Source organism: Phyllobacterium endophyticum, from assembly GCF_003010935.1.
Lineage (GTDB): Bacteria > Pseudomonadota > Alphaproteobacteria > Rhizobiales > Rhizobiaceae > Phyllobacterium > Phyllobacterium endophyticum.
Window position 1 is genome coordinate 1,121,756 of sequence record NZ_PGGN01000002.1, and the last position, 21,669, is coordinate 1,143,424.

Genomic DNA, 21,669 nt, shown 5'->3' on the forward strand with positions numbered 1-21,669 from the left:
TAGAATCGATTGTGAATGTGGCAAAAGCGCGGGAGCGCTTTGCCACGATATCAATCACTGTTGGTAACGCCGCATCACGAGCGAAGCGTTGGTACCGCCAAATCCAAAAGAATTGGAAAGCGCGATGTCGATCTTGCGTTCACGCGGCTTGTGCGGAACCAGATCGATCTTCGTCTCCTTGGATGGCTTGTCGAGATTGATTGTCGCCGGAGCGATATTGTCACGGATGGCCAATGCGCAGAAAATTGCCTCCGTCGAGCCGGCAGCACCCAGAAGATGTCCGATCGAAGACTTGGTGGAAGACATGGAAATTTTCGAAGCGGCATCGCCGACAACGCGCTCGACTGCACCAAGTTCGATAGTGTCGGCCATCGTGGACGTACCATGCGAGTTGATATAATCGAGATCGTCGGGTGTAATCCCCGCACGTTTCAGCGCCATTTCCATCGAACGCTGCGCGCCCTCGCCGCTCTCCGAGGGGGCGGTAATGTGATAAGCGTCGCCGGAAAGCCCATAACCGATGATTTCGGCGTAGATTTTGGCGCCGCGCGCGAGAGCATGTTCCAGTTCCTCAAGAACAACGATGCCAGCGCCCTCGCCCATGACGAATCCATCGCGGTCTTCATCATAAGGCCTCGAGGCTGCTGTCGGATCGTCGTTTCTGGCGGTGGACAGTGCCTTGCATGCTGCAAAGCCGGCCAGCGAAATGCGGCTAACCGGCGACTCCGTTCCCCCAGCCACCATGATGTCAGCATCGCCGAATGCGATCAGACGCGAGGCATCGCCAATAGCGTGTGCGCCGGTGGAACATGCGGTAACGACTGAATGATTCGGCCCCCGCAGCTTGTGCTTGATCGACACCTGGCCAGAAGCCAGGTTGATCAGACGACCCGGAATGAAGAAAGGCGAGATGCGCCTTGGACCTTTGTCGCGGAGCGTATAACCCGCCTCGACGATGCCTTCGAGCCCGCCAATGCCGGAGCCGATCAGAACACCAGTGCGGATTTGGTCCTCGTCGCTTTCCGGTGCCCACTTGGCATCGGCAAGCGCCTGATCGGCCGCCGCCACAGCATAAATGATGAAGGGATCAACCTTGCGCTGCTCTTTTGGCTCCATCCAATCATCAGGATTGAACGTGCCGTCCGAACCATCACCTACCGGAATACGGCAAGCGATCTTGCAAGGCAGATCTTCAACTTCAAATTCCGTTACAAGCCGGGCGCCGCTCTGGCCGGCAAGTAGCCGCGACCAGGTCAGTTCAACTCCGGATGCAAGAGGAGAAACCAGCCCAAGGCCGGTTATGACAACGCGCCTCATGGCAGATCCTTAACTATCAAATGCGACATGATGTTTCCGGCCCAACGTATGAACGAGCAAGGCTGAATACCCTATATCACGATCCACACGCTGCAGGGCCGAACAATTATCAGGCAGATGCTTTGTCGATGAACTTGACCGCATCGCCGACCGTCAGAATTGTCTCGGCAGCATCGTCGGGGATTTCGACGCCGAACTCTTCCTCAAAAGCCATCACGAGCTCGACAGTATCAAGGCTGTCGGCGCCCAGATCGTCGATGAAGCTGGCACCATCGGTGACTTTCTCGGCATCAACGCCCAGATGTTCAATAACGATTTTCTTGACGCGTTCTGCAGTATCACTCATGTGGAAACCTCAACCTGTTTGTTTTTCCCTATGCCTTGGTTAGCGGCACGGATGACTCTAATCAAGCAATAAGATGGTTGTTTCGCCCTGTTTAACAGCTAAAACAACCGCCCCTGCGGCTCATTCCTTGCGGAATTGAAAGGACATCAAATCGATTTGACTGCCCAGACTGGTGCGCGACTTATCACGCTTTATTCGCGGTCTCAATCTCATAAATGTGTTTGAGAACCATACCGGCGGATATGCCCGGTGCATAGCTTAGATCATTGCCATGCCGCCGTTGACGTGAATGGTCTGGCCGGTGACATAGGAGGCTTCACTGCTGGCAAGATAGACAACCGACGAAGCAACCTCGGCGCCGGTGCCCATGCGGCGCATGGGGATGGCAGACATGATACCTTCCTTCTGCTTGTCGTTGAGCTTGTCTGTCATTGCCGATTCGATGAAACCCGGCGCAACGCAATTGACTGTGACATTGCGGCTGGCGATTTCCTGCGCGAGTGATTTGGAGAAGCCGATCAGTCCGGCCTTGGACGCTACATAATTAGTCTGTCCTGGATTGCCGGTCACGCCGACTACCGAGGTAATGTTGATGATCCGGCCATAGCGGCGGCGCATCATGGGATGGGTAAGCTCGCGCGTCAGCCTGAATACGGCGGTCAGATTGACCTCAAGAACATTGTCCCAATCGCCATCGCTCATGCGTACGAACAGGCCGTCCTTGGTGATGCCTGCATTATTGACAAGAATCTCCACGCCTTCGAGATCAGCTTCCGCCTTTTCACCAAGCGCCTTCACCTCATCGCGATTGGAGAGGTTCGCCGGAAAAATCTTCACGCGATCGCCAAGATCAGCCGCCAAAGCTTCGAGTTTTTCAACACGCGTACCATGCAGGCCGACGATTGCTCCCTGGGCATGCAACGAGCGGGCAATAGCCTCGCCTATACCACCCGTCGCACCTGTGATGAGTGCCTTGCGGCCTGAAAGGTCAAACATTGCGCGTTCCTCTTGTTTCAAGCATTTAGAGCGGCAATGGCCGCGTCGATGTCTTCGGGGGTGCCGACGGCTATGCCCGACATCTCTTTATTGATACGGCGCGCGAGACCGGTCAGCACCTTACCCGCGCCGATTTCATAAAGCGTAGTCACCCCATTGTTGCCGAACCACTCTATCGTCTCGCGCCAACGAACCTGCCCTGTCACCTGCTCGACCAGAAGCGAAGCGATTTCGCTCGCCGATTGTACGGGCGCCGCGCGAACATTGGCGACCAGCGGAATGACCGGATCGTTCTTGGAAACACTGGCTAGCGCTTCCCGCATCGCCTCGGCGGCAGGCGCCATCAGGGCTGAGTGGAAGGGAGCTGAAACGGGCAGCATGATCGCCCGCTTGGCCCCCTTGGCAGAAGCAAGCGCGGCGGCGACCTCGACGGGTCCTTTGGCTCCGGAAATAACCAGCTGACCGCCGCCATTATCATTGGCGATCTGGACTGGTCCCTGCCTTGCTGCCTCGGCGCAGATGGCTTCAACATCTTCGTGCTCGAGACCGATAATTGCAGCCATGGCGCCCTCACCCGCGGGCACAGCTTTTTGCATGGCATTGCCGCGAATGCGCAGCAAGCGCGCCGTATCCGAAAGAGTGAAGGTGCCAGCAGCACACAACGCAGAATATTCACCGAGGGAGTGGCCGGCCACGAATGCGACTTTGTCCTTGAGCGATGCTCCCTTGGATTCCAGCACACGAAATACGGCAATGGATACGGCCATCAATGCGGGCTGGGCATTTGCCGTCAGTGTCAATGTTTCTTCTGGACCGTCCCAGACGATCGACGACAACTTCTCGCCGAGCGCTTCATCCACCTCGTCAAACACTGCACGAGCCTCGGGGAAAGTTTCAGCCAGAGCCTTGCCCATACCGACAACCTGGCTTCCTTGACCCGGAAAGGTGAATGCAATGGACATAAGCGGCGCCTCCGAAGGTTCCTTATAGTGTGAATCTGACGCGCGATGTGCCTACAGGCAAGCACGAAGTCAAGCTTTGATGCATGGTTGTGGCGGTGCACTTGCCTCAATTTCGGGTAATGATGCAGTCGACACCCGCTTGGTAATACGGCATAAACTCGTTCATCGGATAAATATTCCAGCCGGGTTGCTTATTGGGCCGTTTGCCCGTATAAGCCGCCCGTTCATTGCTCGGCGTCAGCTGGGGGCTGAACGGAGGGCCGGATTTCTGATCCGTCGAAGCTTGAAAGCTTCAGCCTCCCGTGTCTCCGCTCTCGATCGTCTCCATCAGCGTCCTTTCTTCGCCGGTCTCCGGCAGAGAGATTCGCAGAGGTTTACCGTTGATTCCGGGCAATATTAACGAAGAAAGGCAAAGACAATGGCTCTTTACGAACATGTGTTCCTTGCTCGACAGGACATTTCGCAGCAGCAGGTCGATGCGCTTGTAGAACAGTACAAGGGTATCATCGAGACCAATGGCGGCTCAGTCGGGCGTATTGAAAGCTGGGGACTTCGTGCCCTCACCTACCGCATAAACAAGAACCGCAAGGCGTATTACTCTCTGCTCAACATCACTGCTCCTGCAGCAGCCGTTGCCGAGCTCGAGCGCCAGCAGCGCATCAACGAAGACGTTCTGCGGTTCATGACGATCCGCGTCGACGAACACGAGGAAGGCCAGTCGGCCATGCTCGCGCGCCGTGACGATCGTCGCGATCGTGACGACAACAAGTTTGGTGGCCGTGATGACGACCGTCCACGCCGTCCACGCCGTCCGCGTGACGAAGCCGGTGAAGGAGCAGAATAATGGTTGATATCAATCAGATCCCAACCCGCCGTCCGTTCCATCGCCGCCGCAAGACCTGCCCGTTCTCGGGCGCCAATGCGCCGAAGATCGACTACAAGGACGTAAAGCTCCTGTCGCGCTACATTTCCGAGCGTGGCAAGATCGTTCCTTCCCGTATCACGGCCGTCAGCCAGAAGAAGCAGCGCGAACTCGCCCAGGCGATCAAGCGTGCACGTTTCCTTGGCCTGCTGCCATACGTCGTGAAGTAATACCTAGTGTCGAAGGCGGCGGCATATACCTGCCGCCTTCATTCACCATTCGCGATGGGCGCGGGTCTGGTGAGAAAGATAACCCGAGTTGAGGCAATGGTTCAGGAACCGCCTCTAACTGCTTCGAAGAGCAGGACAGCGAGCGAAATGAAACTAACTGCAAAAGATTTTGGCGTAGGGGTGCTGGCTGGTTTCGCTGCCGCGCTGCTGTCGATTGGCGTTATCACGCAATCTACGCTCGCCATGGCACTATTGCTGTTTTCGCCGCTACCCATATTTGCCGCCGCTCTTGGCTGGGGCACGGCCGTCGGCTTTGTCGCCGCTCTTTCCATGGCCGTAGCCGTTTCGGTGCTGGCGGCGCCAATGGCCGCGCTGATCGTCGTTCTGATCACAGCTCTTCCCGCAGCCGCAGCCTCTTACTTCGCCGGCCTTGCGCGTCCCGCCGAAGAAATCGGTGGACCGAAGGATGTGACCGTCTGGTATCCGCTCGCTGATACGCTATTGCGGCTCGCGCTGATAGTCGCTGCGAGTTTCATAGTCATCGGCGTGCTTGTCGGATTCAATGATGATCTCGCCGGTGAGCTTGCGAAATCCCTCGGGCAACAACTTGCCGCGAGCAACCCCGAGCTTGCCGGCAATGCGGATGTTGCGCAAGGCATGGCAGAATTTGTCGTGCGCGTATTGCCCGCGCTGCAGCCTGCCGTATGGATGATGGTGATTGTTGCCAACCTTTACCTGGCGCTGCGGCTGACAGGCGCTTCCGGCAAGTTGCGCCGACCGCATGATGATTGGCCGCGCGCACTGCGTATGCCTCGCGCCGCGCTCATCATTTTCGCCGTCGCCTGTGCCGCCTGCTTTCTGCCTGGCGGAGCTGGCTATGCAGCCACGGCCATCGCCGGTGCTCTTGGTGCCGGGTTTACAATGGCGGGTTTCGCCATACTGCACGCGAGAACACGCGGTGCATCCTGGCGCCCAGTGGCGCTGTGGCTCGCGTACCTCGCAGTTGTACTGTTCGCCTTTGTGCTCTTCCTCTTCCTTCTGGCCGGTCTGTTCGACACGTCGCGCAACGCACCGGTTTCGAGGGCTGCGAATACCAATCCGCCTGACAACGACCAATAAACATTGAACAAACAAGGATAAATCAAATGGAAGTCATTCTACTCGAACGTATCAGCCGGCTTGGCCAGATGGGCGAAACAGTCAAGGTAAAGGACGGCTTTGCCCGTAATTTCCTGCTGCCACAGGGCAAGGCTCTTCGTGCCAACGAAGCCAACAAGAAGAAGTTCGAGGGCCAGCGCGCCCAGCTCGAAGCACGCAATCTCGAACGCAAGACCGAAGCACAGGCGATTGCCGAAAAGCTCGACGGCAAGTCATTCGTCGCAGTACGTTCAGCTGGCGAAACCGGCCAGCTTTACGGTTCAGTTTCGACACGCGATATCGCAGACCTGATCACAGCTGAAGGTTTCTCGATCAACCGCAACCAGGTTGAACTGAACACGCCGATCAAGACCATTGGTCTTCACAAGATCGTGCTGACACTTCATCCCGAAGTCGAAGCAACAGTCACTATCAATATCGCCCGCACGGCAGATGAAGCCGAACGTCAGGTAAAGGGCGAAGACCTGACCTCGGCTGAAGCGATCTATGGTATTGAAGAGGCTCCGCTCGCGGATGAATTCTTCGATGAGGACGAAGAAGGCGAAGAAAACGCCTGATTTTCTTCCATAGATCATTCTTTCGAATAATTTCATCAATATTTTGAAAGTACCCGGCAGCAGTGCCGGGTATTTTTTTGCTTTTCAGGAACGAAAAAACGATTAGATTTGTTTTTCCTTCCAACGCCCGACCGTAGACTCGCCCTGAGTCTCACAATGGCCGAGCTCTGTCGTTATTGATGGAGATTGTTCATGAATGCCATTCTCAAGGCCGCGCTTTCGCGGATGATTCACACTGGCACCTTGGTTATCACCGACTCTTCCGGCCAATCGCGCACCTTCGGCGACGGCACCGGCGAACGGTTTCACTTTCGCATCAATAGTTCAGCAGCCGAACGCAAGATCGCGTTCGACCCTTCCCTGCATTTCCCCGAAGCCTATATGAACGGCGATATCGATGTTCTTGAAGGCGATATATATGACGTCCTCAAGATCATCTTCGAGAATACCGGAGCAACCGTCGCCAAGGAACCCTGGATGCTGGCCATCGAAGGCATCCGGCGCGCTACCCGGCGACTGCACCAGATGAATACACTCACGCGCGCATCGAGCAATGTGCAGCGTCACTACGACCTGTCCGAAGATCTGTACAAGCTCTTTCTCGATACGGACATGCAGTATTCCTGCGCCTATTTCGAACGACCGGATGCGACGCTCGAAGAAGCACAATTGGCGAAAAAGCGTCACATCTCAGCCAAGCTTCTGGTCCAGAAGGGACACAAAATTCTGGATATCGGTTGCGGTTGGGGAGGTCTGGGGATTTACCTCGCCAAGTACCTCAAAGCCAATGTTACCGGCGTGACGCTTTCGCAAGAGCAGTTCGGCGTCGCAAATAAACGTGCCTTCGAAGAAGGCCTGACGGCGCAGGCGCAATTCAGCTTGCAGGACTACCGGACCATCGAAGACAGCTTCGATCGCATCGTGTCGGTCGGGATGTTCGAACATGTCGGTATCGGGCATTTTCCGGAGTATTTTCAGCATACATCGCGTCTTTTGAAGAAGGACGGTGTATTCCTCCTCCACTCGATCGGACGTTCCGACGGGCCATCCTATACCAATGCCTTCATTCAGAAGTATATATTCCCGGGAGGCTACATTCCGGCGCTCTCGGAAGTCCTTCCGCATATTGAAAAGGCCGGCCTTGTAATCACCGACATCGAGATTCTCCGGCTGCATTATGCGGAAACATTGCGCATCTGGCGCCAACGGTTCATGGCGAACCGGGAGAAGGCGAAAGCCATCTATGACGAACGGTTCTGCCGGATGTGGGAGTTTTATCTTGCAGCTTCAGAGGCGGCCTTCCGCTGGCAAAACCTCGTCGTGTTCCAGATACAGCTGGCGCACCGGCAGGAGTCCGTGCCGCTGACCCGCAATTACATCGAGAAAGAAGAAAAGCGACTGAAGCGGCTGGAGTGCGAACGCAGTTCGGCGAACAGTCAGGTGGAGACAAAGGAATCAGTAGCCGGGCGGTAACGTTCCAGCCACGTTCGACGGGATAGAGCCGTCGGGTTGCACGACGCATGCTAGCTCAGCGCCATGCCCAATGGCGAGTTTCGAATCATCTAACTGGATCCCGTCGAGTACGTTGCTCAAGCTGACGCCCCTTTGCCGTGGGTCCTCGGGTCAAGCCCGAGGATGACGGAGGGGCGGTGCCTTTCAGTCCTTGTACCGTCGCTTTATTTGCGCGACTCAAGGTATAGTCGACCGACAGAGTCAAGCGATCGGTTTTGTCATCCGCATCTGTGTGAATTGTGGTGATAAGGGCAAATCTGCCACGCCATAACTTTCCCCATTAGGCCATAGTGACTTCAGAACAGGAAAATACAAATGGCTGAAGCTACGGTACGCAAGATCAACGAGGCTCAAGGGGCGCTATACCGCGAAGCGCCTAACAACATCGAGGCCGAACAGGCGCTGTTGGGTGCTATTCTCGTCAACAATGACGCGTTCTACCGTGTTTCCGACTTTCTGAAGCCAACCCACTTCAACGAACCACTGCATCGCAAAATCTTTGAAGTCGCATCGGATATGATTCGCATGGGCAAAATGGCGAATCCTGTCACACTGAAGACGTTCATGCCTGCAGACGCCAAGATTGGCGAGATGACGGTAATGCAGTATCTCGCCCGACTTGCTGCCGAAGCGGTAACGATCATCAATGCGGAGGATTACGGCCGGGCGATATACGATCTTGCTACGCGCCGCGCTCTGATCACCATTGGCGAAGACATGGTCAATATCGCTTATGATGCGCCAGTAGACGTGGCGCCGCAGGGCCAGATCGAGGACGCGGAACGACGCCTGTTCGAGCTTGCGGAAACGGGCCGCTACGATGGCGGGTTTCAAACGTTTACCGATGCGGTGAAGACTGCCGTAGACATGGCCAATGCCGCGTTCATGCGAGACGGCCATCTCTCGGGCATTTCGACGGGCATTCGGGCGCTTGATGCGCGCATGGGCGGTTTGCAGCCATCCGACTTGATCGTGCTTGCGGGCCGGCCAGGCATGGGCAAGACGTCGCTGGCCACCAATATTGCCTTCAATATCGCCGCCGCATATGAGCCAGAACAGCTTGCTGATGGCACGTTCAAAGCCAAGAATGGCGGCGTCGTCGGCTTCTTCTCGCTCGAAATGTCGTCGGAACAGCTGGCAACCCGTATTATCTCCGAGCAGGCCGAGATCAGTTCATCCAAGATCCGTCGCGGTGAAATCAGCGAAGCCGACTTCGAGAAGCTGGTTGCCTGTTCGCAGCACATGCAGAAGGTGCCGCTGTATATCGATCAAACCGGCGGCATTTCCATCGCCCAGCTTGCAGCTCGCGCACGCCGGCTAAAGCGTCAGCGCGGCCTCGACGTCCTGGTCATCGACTACATCCAGCTCATGCAAGGCTCCTCCAAGCGCGCGTCCGAAAATCGCGTTCAGGAGATTACCGAGATCACGACCGGTTTGAAGGCGCTGGGCAAGGAATTGAACACGCCGATCATCGCACTCTCCCAGCTTTCCCGCCAGGTTGAAAACCGCGAAGACAAGCATCCGCAGCTTTCCGACTTGCGTGAATCGGGTTCGATCGAGCAGGACGCCGACGTCGTGCTATTCGTGTATCGCCATGAATATTATATCAAAACCAAGGAACCGAAGGTCGGGACGGAAGAGCATTTCAAGTGGCAGACCGAGCTCAACGAAGCGGCAGGCAAGGCTGAAGTCATCGTTGCCAAGCAGCGTCACGGACCAACAGGCACGGTCAGGCTGGCGTTCCAGGCGGAGTTCACCCGGTTCACCGACCTTGCCGAAGACTCCCACCTGCCAGAACGCTTCGAGTGATCTGATTGGTGACCAGGCGACCCGAAAGTGTGACGACCGGTGCAGATCCCCGGCTTGCCGGCGGGCGTCTGACGATTGATCTCGATGCGCTTGTGGCGAACTGGCAGCTTCTCGCCGAAAAATCGCTGCCGGCACAGACCAGTGCCGTGGTAAAGGCCGATGCCTATGGTCTGGGTATCATCCATGTCGTCCCTGCCTTGTGGCAGGCGGGATGCCGGACATTCTTCGTTGCATTGGCCGAGGAAGGTCTTCGCGTCAGGGCAGTTGCGCCTGATGCGCGGGTGTTCGTGCTCAATGGTTTCTTCTCCGAAGCCCTCCCCGTCTACGAAGAATCTGACCTCATTCCCGTTCTTGGCTCGCTACAGGAACTCGATCTCTGGAGGAGCCTCAATGCGAAGCGAAAGGACAAGCTGCCCTTTGCGCTTCACGTCGATACGGGTATGAACCGGCTTGGTGTCACCCTCGATGAAGCCCTGGCCTTCGCGGCCGACAGACGGAACGACAAGCCTATCCTATTGATGACGCATCTCGCCACGGCAGACGATCGAGCGCACGCGCTGAACGATAGGCAAATCCAGTCTTTTCATAAGCTTCGGGCGGCTTTCTCCGGAATTGAATCCAGCATCGCCAATTCACCGGGTATTTTTCACTCGGGAGTCGGCGAATATGAACTCAGCCGTCCCGGCGTCGCCATGTATGGCGGGGAACCGTTTTCAGGAGGTGCCAACCCCATGCGCCACGTGGTGACGCTTGAGGCGCGCATTGTCCAAATCCGTACCGGCAGGAAGGGTGAAACAGTCGGTTACGGTGCCACCGCGAGGCTTGGCCGGGACACGCGTATTGCCGTTTGCTCCGTTGGCTACGCCGATGGCTATCTTCGCTCCGCATCGGGCAGCGGTGTGCCGCTGCGCGGCACAGTACTGAATGGCGGCGAAGGCTTCGTGGCGGGGAGCAAAGTCCCAGTTCTCGGACGCATAACGATGGATCTTACCTCATTCGACATCACCGACCTTCCTGTTGATGCTGTTCGTCCGGGTGACTACATCGAGCTCTTTGGTCAGAACGTTCCGTTAGACGATGCTGCTCGAGCCGCCGGGACGATCGGATATGAGTTGCTTACCAGCCTCGGTACCCGCTATCACCGGCGCTACCTCAAATCCGAAAGCAATTGATGGCGAAGGCTAGAATTCAATTTATCTGCCAAAACTGCGGTGCCGTGCACACGCGCTGGGCAGGAAAGTGCGACGAGTGCGGCGAATGGAACACGCTGGTTGAAGAGGGTACGGCGGGTGGTATCGGCAGCGGCCCGGGCAAGCTATCGTTGCGCAAGGGTCGCGCGGTCGCCTTGACCACGCTTTCCGGTGAGATAGAGGATGCGCCACGCATCCAGTCAGGTATCGGCGAACTCGACCGTGTCACCGGTGGCGGATTCGTACGCGGCTCCGCGATTCTGATCGGCGGAGATCCCGGCATCGGCAAATCAACGTTGCTGACGCAGGCAGCCGCTGCTCTCGCGCGCCAAGGTCACCGCGTCGTCTATGTTTCCGGGGAAGAAGCCGTTGCACAGATAAGACTGCGCGCCCAGAGACTGCATGCTGCCGATACGGATGTGCTGCTCGCCGCTGAGACCAACGTCGAAGATATCCTGGCGACCATCTCCGATTCAAAACGCCCCGACCTGATTATCATCGATTCGATACAGACCTTGTGGACGGACGGTGCCGATTCTGCGCCCGGCACTGTGACGCAGGTTCGCGCCGGCGCGCAGGCGATGATCCGCTACGCTAAACAGACCGGCGCAGCCGTTGTTCTCGTCGGGCACGTGACGAAGGAGGGCCAGATCGCCGGGCCACGGGTCATCGAGCACATGGTCGACGCGGTGCTCTACTTCGAGGGCGAAGGCGGCCATCACTATCGCATCTTGAGAACAGTCAAGAACCGTTTCGGTCCGACGGACGAAATCGGCGTGTTCGAGATGTCAGATAAAGGATTGCGCGAGGTCGCCAATCCTTCCGAGCTCTTTCTGGGTGAACGCAACGAAAAGTCGCCGGGAGCGGCGGTATTTGCGGGAATGGAGGGCACCCGCCCGATACTCGTGGAGATCCAAGCCCTGGTTGCACCCTCGACATTGGGGACGCCGCGCCGCGCGGTTGTCGGATGGGACGGCAACCGACTGTCGATGATTCTGGCCGTACTCGAAGCTCACTGCGGGGTAAGGTTCGGCCAGCATGATGTTTATCTCAATGTGGCAGGCGGGTATCGCATATCCGAACCTGCAGCCGATCTTGCAGTTGCATCTGCACTGGTTTCCTCTATCGCCGGTATTGCCCTTCCCGCAGATTGCGTCTATTTCGGCGAAGTCAGTTTATCTGGCGCGGTTCGCCCGGTGGCGCATGCCGTGCAGAGACTGAAGGAGGCGGATAAGCTTGGGTTCAGGCAGGCTGTTCTTCCGAAGGGAAGCAACGACGTGGCAAAGAACGGCAATGCCCGGTTGACGGAGACGGCTTCACTACCGGACCTGGTCGCTCGGATCGCGGCATCGGGGCCTGGCAAGAGACAACGTGACGACTGACCGGCTGTAGTGGTCAGACTGGATATGGGGACGACAATAAATGCCAATTACGTTGCTTGACGGAATTCTATTGGGCATCACCCTCGTTTCGGCTGTTCTGGCCATGGTACGCGGCTTTTCACGCGAAGTATTATCTGTGGTCTCCTGGGCAGCGGCAGCCGCGGCAGCGTATCTATTCTACAAGCCCGTCATACCGTTTCTTACGCCCTATATCAGCAATGATACGATCGCGCAGATCGCGGCAGCCGGCCTCGTCTTCGTCGTTACGCTAATCGTCGTTTCAGTCATCACCATGAAAATCGCCGATTTCATCATAGACAGCCGGATAGGCGCACTTGATCGCACGCTCGGCTTTCTCTTCGGTGCAGCCCGTGGAATTCTTCTCGTGGTCGTTGCGATGCTGTTCTTCAACTGGCTCGTTCCTGAAAACCAGCCATCATGGGTCGGCCAGGCCAAGTCCAAGCCGATGATCGATCAGTTGGGTACAAAGCTGATAGGATTGTTGCCGGAAGACCCAGAATCGACCATCCTCAATCGACTGAAACCCGGCACCACAGCAACTCCGGAAGCGGCGCCCGATAGCACGACGACGCCGGAGCCAAAAGAAGATATCCCGCCAGAGGGGTCCACCAATCAGCAGTAATTGGTACGACGAACACAACTGCGTCAATATTGGCATCTATCGGGTCTTGGCGTTTACTAGGTAATGCTCCATATACGTGGCATAATGCAAATCAGGCACAATTGACTCGAGCCCAAGGAAATCTTGGGGCGAAAGGCTGGCGGCAATGACCGACATTTCTCGTGACGATAATCAATTGATGTCCCTTGATGACGACACACTGCATGAAGAGTGCGGTGTGTTTGGCATTTTGGGGCATCCTGACGCCGCAACGCTGACCGCGCTCGGACTGCACGCATTGCAGCACCGGGGCCAGGAAGCAGCCGGTATCGTCTCCTATGATGGAAAGCAGTTCTGCTCCGAACGGCGCATGGGCCTTGTCGGCGATCATTATACCAACCCGGCCACACTTGCGCAGTTGCCGGGCGACAGGGCGATCGGCCACGTACGCTATTCGACGACCGGAGACACGGTTCTTCGCAATGTACAGCCGCTCCTGGCCGAACTCGAGGTCGGCGGAATCGCCATCGCGCACAACGGCAATTTTACCAACGGACTTACCCTGCGCCGCCAACTGATTGCGGATGGCGCAATTTGCCAGTCCAACTCCGATACCGAAGTCGTGCTTCATCTCATCGCCCGATCGCGGCATGCTTCATCCAGCGACCGCTTCATCGATGCCATCCGCCAGATGGAAGGCGGCTACGCGATGCTCGCCCTCACCCGTACGAAGCTCATTGCCGCGCGCGATCCGATCGGTATCCGACCGCTCGTGATGGGTGATCTCGACGGTAAGCCAATTTTTGCATCCGAGACCTGCGCACTCGATATCATTGGTGCGAAATTTGTCCGCGACATCGAGAACGGCGAAGTTGTCGTTTGCGAGATCCAGGCCGACGGCTCCATCAGCATCGATACATACAAGCCGCAGAAACCCACGCGCGAAAGACTTTGTCTTTTCGAGTACGTTTATTTCGCCCGTCCGGATTCAGTCGTCGGCGGCCGCAACGTCTACAATGCACGCAAGAACATGGGCATGAATCTTGCCCTGGAAGCACCGCTTGAGGCCGATGTAGTCGTTCCCGTGCCGGATGGCGGCACTCCGGCAGCTATCGGTTTCGCGCAAGCGAGCGGCATCCCCTTTGAGCTTGGCATTATCCGCAACCATTATGTCGGTCGGACGTTCATCGAACCAACCCAGTCGATCCGGGCTTTCGGCGTGAAGCTGAAACATTCGGCCAATCGTGCGGTCATCGAAGGCAAGCGCGTCGTACTCGTCGACGATTCTATCGTACGCGGCACAACATCTGTCAAAATTGTTCAGATGATCCGCGATGCCGGTGCAAGCGAGGTACATATCCGCGTCGCCAGTCCGATGATCTTCCACCCGGACTTCTATGGCATCGACACGCCGGATGCAGACAAGCTCCTCGCCAATCAATATGCGGACCTTGCGGCCATGTGCGAGTATATCGGCGCAGATTCGCTGGCGTTCCTGTCGATCGACGGGCTTTACAAGGCAGTCAGCGGCGCTCCACGCGACCCGCGCGCGCCGCTTTTCACCGATCACTATTTCACGGGCGACTACCCGACACGGCTCCTTGACAAGGATGGTGCGAGCAACGTCCGGCAATTTTCGCTTCTCGCAAATAACGGTTGAGTTCACCTGATGATTTCTGACGGCAGTTTTCGGCTGGACGGCAAGCTTGCGCTTGTCACCGGCGCGTCCCGGGGCATTGGCTATTCGCTTTCCAAGGAACTGGCTGCACGCGGTGCCCATGTGATTGCCGTGGCCCGCACTGTCGGCGGCCTTGAAGAACTTGACGACGAGATAAGGGGCGCAGGTGGAACGGCAACGCTGGTTCCGCTCGACCTGACGGATATGCCCGCCATCGACCGGCTTGGCGGTTCCATTCATGAGCGCTGGGGCAAGCTCGATATTTTGGTCGCCAATGCAGGCATTCTCGGAACGATCTCGCCAATAGGACATGTGGAGGCGAAGGTCTTCGACAAGCTCATGGCCATCAATGTTTCCAGCGTCTGGCGTCTGATCCGCACCACGGATCCGCTCCTGAAGTTTTCAGACGCTGGCCGCGCAATCCTGTTGTCGTCGGGCGTTGCGCATACGGCACGGGCTTTTTGGGGTCCTTATGCGGCTTCCAAGGCGGCTGTGGAGGTGATGGCGAGGACGTGGGCCGAGGAATCGCGGCAGACGCGCCTGCGCATCAACTCCGTCAATCCCGGCGCTACCCGTACAGCCATGCGCGCGCAAGCCATGCCAGGCGAGGATCCTGAAACACTGCCAACGCCGGCAGAGGTTGCCGCCAAGATCGCCCTCCTCTGCGATCCGGCGCTCGATGCAACGGGTAGACTTTATGATGTGCGTAGCGACAAATTGCTGAGCTACAACGACCCGAGCTAACCAACGAGGCGAATGATCTTCGCTGTCTTTTCATCCGGTTTCACAATAGCCCGGGCACGCCACGCCTTCGGGCTCATGCCAGTGACACGCAGGAACTCGCGATTAAAGTTCGACTTCGTCTGAAAGCCGGCATCAAACATGATCCGCGTGATCGGTTCTTCCGTCTCGGTGAGCGAACGGCAAGCTTCCCTCACCCTGTAATCATTCACGTACTGCGAAACGCTCATCGATTTGACGCGGTTTACCGCGCTTGACACTTGCCGGACCGATAGTCCCATTTTCCGGGCGAGCCGGTTGAGATTGAGATCGACATCTCGATAGAGGGTGCGCGATTGCATGAGATCGTCGAGAGAGGCTGATATCTGCGTGTCCTCAACACTTGGTCGGCTTGTACTCTCGTTGTCATCGACCTCAACGTCTGCCGGTGACTGATTGGTACCAGCCACAGTTGCCGCCGTGCCCAAAACCAGCATCGCAAGCACGTTGCCGATAGCAACAATCTTGCCGGAATGAATGCCGCCGGACCATGCGAAGTCCAGGCTGATGATGACATCGATGACGGCCGAGGCAGCGATGGCGAAAGCCGTTACCTGCAAGGCACGATGTGAGTTGATAACGCCCTCGAGGCGCGCCGAGGATAGAACATCGGTACCTGCCGATGCCAGGCATATAAGCGCAACTCCATAGCCCGCAAAAATCAGAATGAGCATGAGCGAGATTGGAGCGGGCCAGAACGCGACCAGTGCTACCACGAGCAATGGCGGTAGCGAATGCAGCCACAATAGAGGCCGCTCTAAGGGAGATCGCTCCGTGCGCAGGCCTTCGAAGCTGAGCCAGGCCAGCGATGCGATAGCGGCTGCCAGCACAGCCTGGACCGGCAACACTTCCATGAGGTCGTAGCCCCAACGCAAACCAATGACGATTGATTGCAGCGCATAAGCAGCGATCAAACAAGAGAAAAACGGATTCAAAACAGTCACTTCCCGCCGTCTGATCATCTGGAGCAGAAGGATGACGAGCAGTAGCGCAACGACAAACGGCAATGGAATAAAGAGCATCGTCAAGACCACGGTAATCGGAACGTTACTATGACCTCGATTGCAATCGCGGACGACCTAAAAAGCAATCGAGGTCGAAATTACCTGCACAATGCCGGTTCTTGGGGCAGCGCTGAGAATGGCGCTATCTCAGGAGAACATGATGCCCGAATTTTTTTATTCATCGACAGCAAGCGCGAAAGCACTCCCGGCGCGAAGCCCCGAAATCGAGATCAAGAGCGAGTACATCCCATCCAAACGGGGTTAATTATGAAAATTCTCAAGCTCGCAACAATCCTTGCCATTGCTGCTTTTAGCACGTTTCAATCGGCGCAGGCCGCAGGTCTCAGATTCATCGAGGTGCCTTCCAGCGGTGGTGGACCCGTTCTGACAGCGACCCTCTGGTATCCATGTGTTGGCAAGCCGGCAAGGGTAGCAATCGGCTTCAACTATTCGACAGCGGTACAGGACTGTCCACTCACGGGTGAAAAACTTCCGCTCATCGTGATTTCTCATGGTGTGGGCGGATGGTCCGGCAATTATCATTCACTTGCTGAAGTGCTTGCCGATGCAGGATTTGTGGTTGCTGCCGTCAATCACCCACGCGATAGCGGCCAATCGAAAACCAGAGATCCGAACGATATAGCTTCCATGACCCAGCGCCCTGTCGATATGACAAGGCTGGTCGATTTCATGCTCGATCTCTGGTCAAATGCATCTCAGCTGGATCCGGCACGGATCGGCGTTTTCGGCTTTTCAAGAGGCGGCTTCACTGGCCTTGCCATGATTGGCGGCAATCCCAACTGGAAATTGCTGCTTGATAATTGCCCGACCTATCCGGGAAACCGCTTCTGCGAGCAAATTCGCAGCTCCGCCGTTGCTCCTTTGGTCGGTGATCAACGGATCAAAGCTGCAGTATTGATCGACCCCGCAGGCGGTAGCCTATTTACCGCCGAAGGCTTGCGCAACGTGACCGTTCCAGTCCAGTTGTGGGCATCCGAATATGGCGGTGACGGTCTATCACCCAAAGATGCCGCAACGATCGCTCATAACCTGCCTGCCAAGCCAGACTACCGCATCGTTCCAAACTCTGGCCATTTCTCTTTTCTCCCACCTTGCAGCCAGGAATTCGCCAAGCTCGTGGTCAACTCCGGTGAGCCTGAGCTGTGCACCGACAAGGCAGGCTTTGATCGCCTGGCTTTTCACAAGCAGCTCAACGCAGATATCGTGGACTTCTTCGGCAAAAACCTGATCGAAGCCGAGCAGTGAAACCCGCCTGGTTCCGAGGTCAGGATATGGTTTCGGAACCAGCGCTTTGAGCGTTTGCCAAGGCGGCGCGATCAGTCGCTTCGTACCGCTTCCAAGCACGCGCGCTGAACGGCAGCGACAGGAAGAAGCCAATCGCTGTCAGCGTCAATGTTTCCCAGGTATAGCTCATCAGGAAAGCGACATAGAGGACAATGAAAAGAAACGACGGCATGACCCAATCGGAGCGCAAACGCGTGCCCGCCGCCTTGCCGCTATATACGGGTAGTCGGCTTATCATGAGAACTGCGACAGCGACTGTGTATGCGGATGCTGCAAAGGCGATTGCACGCGTTGGCGCAAAGCCGAGGAAGCCAAGATAGACGGGCAACATAACGAGCATCGCGCCTGCCGGGGCCGGTACACCGGTAAAGAAGTTGTTCTGCCAGAGCGGTTTTCCAACCACATCGAGCATGACGTTGAAACGGGCAAGGCGCAGACAGCATGCTATGCAGTACAATAAAGCGGCGATCCAACCGAACGAACGCGCCTGATCGAGCATATAGGCGTAAAGAACCAGCGCGGGTGCGACGCCGAAATTAACGATATCGGCAAGAGAGTCCATCTGGGCGCCAAATTTTGTCGACCCCTTCATCATGCGGGCGATACGCCCATCGATTCCATCGAGAAAGGCAGCGAGCAGCACCATCGACACCGCCAGCTCGAAGCGGTTCTCAAAGGCAAGCCGTATACCCGTCAGACCGGCGCAAATTGCCAGAACCGTTATGACATTGGGCGCGAGGTAGCGCATGGGTATGCGCCGGCCGACCGGTTGGGCCGTCTGCGGCTTTTCATCAAACAATGGGTCAGTGTCGGTCTCGGTCATATACCCTGCCTCAACTCACCCGAACCAACGGGGCGCTCGCCGCGCCACCGAACTCGGCAATGACGGATTCGCCGCCGACCGCAGTCTGGCCGATGGCGACGCGTGGTGTAAAGCCCTGTGGCAGATAAACGTCGACACGCGAGCCAAAACGGATCAGGCCAAAGCGCTCGCCGATTGAAATTGCGGTGTTTTCATCGGCCCAGCAAACAATGCGGCGCGCCACAAGTCCGGCGATCTGTACGACTGCCACTTCGCCATTGGGACTGTCGATCAAAAGGCAGTTGCGCTCATTCTCGGCACTGGCCTTGTCAAGTTCGGCGTTGAGAAACTTGCCCGGCTTGTGCACGATAGTGGTAATCCGCCCCCGGACCGGGGCGCGGTTGATATGGCAGGAAAAGACATTCATGAACACTGAGATACGGGTCAATTCCTTGTCCCCGAGACCAAGCTCGCGCGGGGGCATAGCAGGGCCCACGGCTGAAATGATACCGTCTGCGGGACTTATGACGAACTTGTCATCCGTTGGCGTAACGCGCTGAGGGTCACGATAGAAATATATGCACCAAGCAGTGAGAATGAGCCCGATCCAGAATAGCGGCGCCCAAAAGTAGCCCAGGATCACCGTCGCTCCGGCAAACCCGGCGATGAACGGATAACCCTCGCGGTGGATTGGTACCAAGGTGTTTCGGATAGACTCGACGAGACTCATGTATCTTCTTCCTGGTTATGCCGGCAGCACTTGTTCCATGAAATCGCAATGGAATTCGCGCGTTCTTATCGGAGATTGGATGCTGGAGCAAACCATTCAAGCGGGCATGGCGGGCTTTCCACGCGTGATGACGCCGAGGTCGTCTTCTGCCTGCACGCGGCGCAAACGCTCTTCAGCCTCCGTCGCCTCGCGCTGACGGTTCCACATCGACGCATAGAGTCCCTGTTTTGCCAGAAGTTTCGCATGGGTGCCACGCTCGGCGATCACGCCATCCTTGAGGACGATGATGTCGTCGGCTCCAATGATCGTCGAAAGGCGATGGGCGATGACCAGTGTCGTGCGATTGCGGCTGACTAGATCAAGGGCAGACTGGATCTCGTGCTCGGTTGCGCTGTCCAGCGCCGATGTCGCCTCGTCAAGGATCAGAATTGGCGGTGCCTTGAGAAGGGTCCTTGCGATCGCGACGCGCTGCTTCTCGCCCCCGGAGAGCTTCAATCCGCGCTCACCGACCATGGCTTCGTAGCCTTCAGGCAACGTTTCGATGAATGGCCCTATCTGGGCAAGCTCGGCAGCATTGCGCATCTCGGCCTCAGTCGCGCTTATGCGGCCATAGCGAATGTTATAGGCGATGGTGTCGTTGAAGAGAACGGTATCCTGAGGAACCATGCCTATGGAAGACCGAAGGCTGTCCTGCGTCACATCGCGGATATCTTGACCATCAATGGTGATGGAGCCGCTCTGGATGTCATAAAAACGGAACAACAGGCGCGACAGGGTCGATTTGCCGGCCCCCGACGGCCCGACGATAGCCACAGTCTTGCCGGCAGGAACCTCGAAGCTGACGCCTTTCAGGATCGGGCGCTTGGGATCATAGGCGAACTCCACGTTTTCGAAACGTACGGCACCCTTTTCGATGACCAAGGGTTTGGCACCAGGCCTGTCCATTACTTCCCGCTCGACATCGAGAAGGTCGAACATCTGCTCGATATCCGTAAGGCCCTGTCGCACCTCGCGGTATATGAATCCTATGAAGTTGAGCGGCACGGACAATTGCATCAGCATGGCGTTGATAAAAACGAAATCGCCGAGTGTCTGCGTTCCGGCAAGCACCTCCCTGCCCGACATGATCATCATCACCGCCATGCCGATGCCGAAAATTACCGCCTGGCCGAAATTGAGCCATCCCAGTGAAGTCCAGATACGTGTAGCCGAAATCTCATAGCGCGCCATGGCGGTGTCGAAGCGGCCGGCTTCCATGTTCTCGTTGCCGAAATACTTGACCGTCTCATAGTTCAACAGCGAGTCGATCGCCTTGGAATTGGCATCCGTGTCGGAGGCGTTCATGTCGCGGCGAATGCCGATGCGCCAGTCACTGGCCTTTACGGTGAACCAGGTATAGACCCACACAGTCGCCACCACGACCGCCAGATAGGACATTCCATAGGTCACGGCGAAGATAACCGCGGTCATCAGAAACTCAATGATCGTCGGAGCCGTGTTCAAGATGGTAAAGCGAACGATGGTTTCGATGCCCTTCGTTCCGCGTTCGATAATGCGGGAAAGACCGCCTGTTCGTCGCTCGACATGAAAGCGCAAAGACAGTTCATGCATGTGCACGAAGGTCTTATAGGCAAGTTTTCGCACGGCATACTGGCCGACGCTGGCGAAGAGTGCATCACGCAACTGGTTTAGGCCCGCTTGCACGATACGTGCCGCATTATAGGCGGCCACGAGCATGAGCGGTCCCACGAATAGAGCGGGTACCAGATCCGAGGCTTCGAACTTCCCATTCAAAGCGTTGGTCGCCCATTTGAAGAAATATGGAACGAGTATCAGAACCACCTTGGAAATAATCAGGTAGACCGAGGCCCAAACCACCCGCATGCGCAGGTCAGGGCGCTCGGCTGGCCACATGTAGGGCCAGAGATTGCGAATGGTCTGAAGGGTCTTGCCAGACTCGTCTGAGACGGTTTTATTGGCCACGGTCAATCCTTGATTGCAATCGGGAGCTCGGGTGCGAACTGCATGTCCACGACAGTTCGTTCTGGCGGACAGCAAAGACTGGCCATATCGCCCACGAGAGCGGCGACACTCGCAAAGGCCGCGGGGTTGATGCTGTAGCGTGAGCTCTGCCCGGATTGCTTGTAGCGGACAAGACCTGCATCGACCAAAATCTTCAAATGCTGCGACACGGTTGATTGCGCCAGATCGAGCCCCGAGACGATATCCTTGCAGCAAGAAGCATCGATGCACGCGAGCTGGCGGATTATGCGCAGCCGGGCCGGATGTGCCAATGCCGCCAATGTGCGCGCCGCTATCGCGTCAGAACTATGTTGAAACGAATTGATGCACTTCATCGTTCATCGGCGATAAACGATACATCAACCTGGCACAAGAAGAAAATGCAGTAGCTCGGAGATCGGCGAA

General features: G+C 56.7%; 21 protein-coding genes. 12 read left to right on the top strand and 9 right to left on the bottom strand.

Annotation, left to right across the window (positions count from 1 at the left end):
* Positions 1-54 precede the first annotated feature (54 nt).
* The 4 genes from fabF to fabD form a co-directional block, all read right to left on the bottom strand.
* Complete coding sequence (gene fabF / locus CU100_RS13555; protein WP_106717049.1) at positions 55-1,317, bottom strand: beta-ketoacyl-ACP synthase II; 1,263 nt, start codon at positions 1,315-1,317, stop codon at positions 55-57.
* A 109-nt stretch (positions 1,318-1,426) separates the two neighbouring features.
* Positions 1,427-1,663 carry an acyl carrier protein gene (locus tag CU100_RS13560; RefSeq protein ID WP_091880344.1) on the bottom strand — a complete coding sequence of 79 codons (237 nt, stop codon included), beginning with the start codon at positions 1,661-1,663 and terminating at the stop codon, positions 1,427-1,429.
* 258 nt (positions 1,664-1,921) lie between these two features.
* Complete coding sequence (gene fabG, locus CU100_RS13565; protein WP_106717050.1) at positions 1,922-2,659, bottom strand: 3-oxoacyl-[acyl-carrier-protein] reductase; 738 nt, start codon at positions 2,657-2,659, stop codon at positions 1,922-1,924.
* A 17-nt stretch (positions 2,660-2,676) separates the two neighbouring features.
* Complete coding sequence (gene fabD / locus CU100_RS13570; RefSeq protein WP_106717051.1) at positions 2,677-3,621, bottom strand: ACP S-malonyltransferase; 945 nt, start codon at positions 3,619-3,621, stop codon at positions 2,677-2,679.
* Between the two features lie 418 nt (positions 3,622-4,039).
* Here fabD and rpsF point away from each other — a divergent pair, with 418 nt between their 5' ends.
* From rpsF to CU100_RS13625, 11 genes are all read left to right on the top strand, one after another.
* A complete protein-coding gene (gene rpsF, locus CU100_RS13575; RefSeq protein WP_106717052.1) occupies positions 4,040-4,465 on the top strand; it encodes a 30S ribosomal protein S6 in 426 nt (141 codons plus the stop codon).
* Positions 4,465-4,713: a 30S ribosomal protein S18 gene (rpsR, locus tag CU100_RS13580; RefSeq protein WP_008128538.1), complete on the top strand. Its 249-nt coding sequence runs from the start codon at positions 4,465-4,467 to the stop codon at positions 4,711-4,713. Before rpsF ends, rpsR begins: the two co-directional genes overlap by 1 nt.
* Positions 4,714-4,860: 147 nt before the next feature.
* Positions 4,861-5,832, top strand: coding sequence for a DUF2232 domain-containing protein (locus CU100_RS13585; protein ID WP_106717275.1), 972 nt, complete (start codon positions 4,861-4,863; stop codon positions 5,830-5,832).
* A gap of 26 nt (positions 5,833-5,858) precedes the next feature.
* Entirely contained in the window at positions 5,859-6,428 is a 570-nt protein-coding gene (gene rplI / locus CU100_RS13590; RefSeq protein ID WP_106717053.1) for a 50S ribosomal protein L9, read from the top strand.
* Between the two features lie 192 nt (positions 6,429-6,620).
* Positions 6,621-7,901 carry an SAM-dependent methyltransferase gene (locus tag CU100_RS13595; protein ID WP_106717054.1) on the top strand — a complete coding sequence of 427 codons (1,281 nt, stop codon included), beginning with the start codon at positions 6,621-6,623 and terminating at the stop codon, positions 7,899-7,901.
* A 354-nt stretch (positions 7,902-8,255) separates the two neighbouring features.
* Complete coding sequence (locus CU100_RS13600) at positions 8,256-9,749, top strand: replicative DNA helicase (protein WP_106717055.1); 1,494 nt, start codon at positions 8,256-8,258, stop codon at positions 9,747-9,749.
* 29 nt (positions 9,750-9,778) lie between these two features.
* Positions 9,779-10,921 carry an alanine racemase gene (gene alr / locus CU100_RS13605; protein ID WP_106717056.1) on the top strand — a complete coding sequence of 381 codons (1,143 nt, stop codon included), beginning with the start codon at positions 9,779-9,781 and terminating at the stop codon, positions 10,919-10,921.
* The gene (gene radA / locus CU100_RS13610; RefSeq protein ID WP_106717057.1) at positions 10,921-12,321 is read left to right on the top strand and encodes a DNA repair protein RadA; all 1,401 of its coding nucleotides are present in this window, start codon (positions 10,921-10,923) and stop codon (positions 12,319-12,321) included. The genes alr and radA overlap by 1 nt, the downstream gene beginning before the upstream one ends.
* Positions 12,322-12,361: 40 nt before the next feature.
* Positions 12,362-12,964 carry a CvpA family protein gene (locus tag CU100_RS13615; protein WP_106717058.1) on the top strand — a complete coding sequence of 201 codons (603 nt, stop codon included), beginning with the start codon at positions 12,362-12,364 and terminating at the stop codon, positions 12,962-12,964.
* Between the two features lie 178 nt (positions 12,965-13,142).
* Complete coding sequence (purF, locus tag CU100_RS13620) at positions 13,143-14,603, top strand: amidophosphoribosyltransferase (RefSeq protein WP_407070330.1); 1,461 nt, start codon at positions 13,143-13,145, stop codon at positions 14,601-14,603.
* Positions 14,604-14,612: 9 nt separating this feature from the next.
* Complete coding sequence (locus CU100_RS13625) at positions 14,613-15,365, top strand: SDR family NAD(P)-dependent oxidoreductase (protein WP_106717060.1); 753 nt, start codon at positions 14,613-14,615, stop codon at positions 15,363-15,365.
* Here the strand turns inward: CU100_RS13625 and CU100_RS13630 are convergent.
* Positions 15,362-16,423: a helix-turn-helix domain-containing protein gene (locus CU100_RS13630; RefSeq protein WP_106717061.1), complete on the bottom strand. Its 1,062-nt coding sequence runs from the start codon at positions 16,421-16,423 to the stop codon at positions 15,362-15,364. The two genes, CU100_RS13625 and CU100_RS13630, sit on opposite strands and share 4 nt — an antisense overlap.
* 249 nt (positions 16,424-16,672) lie before the next feature.
* Between CU100_RS13630 and CU100_RS13635 the strand changes: the two genes are divergently transcribed.
* The gene (locus tag CU100_RS13635; protein ID WP_170113817.1) at positions 16,673-17,671 is read left to right on the top strand and encodes an alpha/beta hydrolase family protein; all 999 of its coding nucleotides are present in this window, start codon (positions 16,673-16,675) and stop codon (positions 17,669-17,671) included.
* 19 nt (positions 17,672-17,690) lie between these two features.
* Here CU100_RS13635 and pssA read toward each other — a convergent pair whose 3' ends face one another.
* From pssA to CU100_RS13655, 4 genes are all read right to left on the bottom strand, one after another.
* On the bottom strand, positions 17,691-18,458 hold the full coding sequence (pssA, locus tag CU100_RS13640) for a CDP-diacylglycerol--serine O-phosphatidyltransferase (protein WP_245419028.1): 768 nt from the start codon (positions 18,456-18,458) through the stop codon (positions 17,691-17,693).
* A gap of 85 nt (positions 18,459-18,543) precedes the next feature.
* Positions 18,544-19,242, bottom strand: a complete 699-nt coding sequence (locus tag CU100_RS13645; RefSeq protein ID WP_106717064.1) for a phosphatidylserine decarboxylase — start codon at positions 19,240-19,242, stop codon at positions 18,544-18,546.
* A 96-nt stretch (positions 19,243-19,338) separates the two neighbouring features.
* On the bottom strand, positions 19,339-21,225 hold the full coding sequence (locus tag CU100_RS13650) for an ABCB family ABC transporter ATP-binding protein/permease (protein ID WP_106717065.1): 1,887 nt from the start codon (positions 21,223-21,225) through the stop codon (positions 19,339-19,341).
* Positions 21,226-21,227: 2 nt separating this feature from the next.
* Positions 21,228-21,599 carry an ArsR/SmtB family transcription factor gene (locus CU100_RS13655; RefSeq protein WP_106717066.1) on the bottom strand — a complete coding sequence of 124 codons (372 nt, stop codon included), beginning with the start codon at positions 21,597-21,599 and terminating at the stop codon, positions 21,228-21,230.
* Between the last annotated feature and the right edge of the window lie 70 nt (positions 21,600-21,669).

What these genes read in the sequence shown, in the direction of transcription:
- fabD (WP_106717051.1), bottom strand. Translation starts at nt 3,621, where the DNA reads ATGTCCATTGCATTCACCTTTCCGGGTCAAGGAAGCCAGGTTGTCGGT.
- rplI (WP_106717053.1), top strand. Translation starts at nt 5,859, where the DNA reads ATGGAAGTCATTCTACTCGAACGTATCAGCCGGCTTGGCCAGATGGGC.
- CU100_RS13635 (WP_170113817.1), top strand. Translation starts at nt 16,673, where the DNA reads ATGAAAATTCTCAAGCTCGCAACAATCCTTGCCATTGCTGCTTTTAGC.
- fabG (WP_106717050.1), bottom strand. Translation starts at nt 2,659, where the DNA reads ATGTTTGACCTTTCAGGCCGCAAGGCACTCATCACAGGTGCGACGGGT.
- rpsF (WP_106717052.1), top strand. Translation starts at nt 4,040, where the DNA reads ATGGCTCTTTACGAACATGTGTTCCTTGCTCGACAGGACATTTCGCAG.
- CU100_RS13600 (WP_106717055.1), top strand. Translation starts at nt 8,256, where the DNA reads ATGGCTGAAGCTACGGTACGCAAGATCAACGAGGCTCAAGGGGCGCTA.
- CU100_RS13630 (WP_106717061.1), bottom strand. Translation starts at nt 16,423, where the DNA reads ATGCTCTTTATTCCATTGCCGTTTGTCGTTGCGCTACTGCTCGTCATC.
- CU100_RS13585 (WP_106717275.1), top strand. Translation starts at nt 4,861, where the DNA reads ATGAAACTAACTGCAAAAGATTTTGGCGTAGGGGTGCTGGCTGGTTTC.
- purF (WP_407070330.1), top strand. Translation starts at nt 13,143, where the DNA reads ATGTCCCTTGATGACGACACACTGCATGAAGAGTGCGGTGTGTTTGGC.
- pssA (WP_245419028.1), bottom strand. Translation starts at nt 18,458, where the DNA reads ATGCGCTACCTCGCGCCCAATGTCATAACGGTTCTGGCAATTTGCGCC.
- CU100_RS13560 (WP_091880344.1), bottom strand. Translation starts at nt 1,663, where the DNA reads ATGAGTGATACTGCAGAACGCGTCAAGAAAATCGTTATTGAACATCTG.
- radA (WP_106717057.1), top strand. Translation starts at nt 10,921, where the DNA reads ATGGCGAAGGCTAGAATTCAATTTATCTGCCAAAACTGCGGTGCCGTG.
- CU100_RS13655 (WP_106717066.1), bottom strand. Translation starts at nt 21,599, where the DNA reads ATGAAGTGCATCAATTCGTTTCAACATAGTTCTGACGCGATAGCGGCG.
- rpsR (WP_008128538.1), top strand. Translation starts at nt 4,465, where the DNA reads ATGGTTGATATCAATCAGATCCCAACCCGCCGTCCGTTCCATCGCCGC.
- fabF (WP_106717049.1), bottom strand. Translation starts at nt 1,317, where the DNA reads ATGAGGCGCGTTGTCATAACCGGCCTTGGGCTGGTTTCTCCTCTTGCA.
- CU100_RS13595 (WP_106717054.1), top strand. Translation starts at nt 6,621, where the DNA reads ATGAATGCCATTCTCAAGGCCGCGCTTTCGCGGATGATTCACACTGGC.
- CU100_RS13645 (WP_106717064.1), bottom strand. Translation starts at nt 19,242, where the DNA reads ATGAGTCTCGTCGAGTCTATCCGAAACACCTTGGTACCAATCCACCGC.
- CU100_RS13625 (WP_106717060.1), top strand. Translation starts at nt 14,613, where the DNA reads ATGATTTCTGACGGCAGTTTTCGGCTGGACGGCAAGCTTGCGCTTGTC.
- CU100_RS13615 (WP_106717058.1), top strand. Translation starts at nt 12,362, where the DNA reads ATGCCAATTACGTTGCTTGACGGAATTCTATTGGGCATCACCCTCGTT.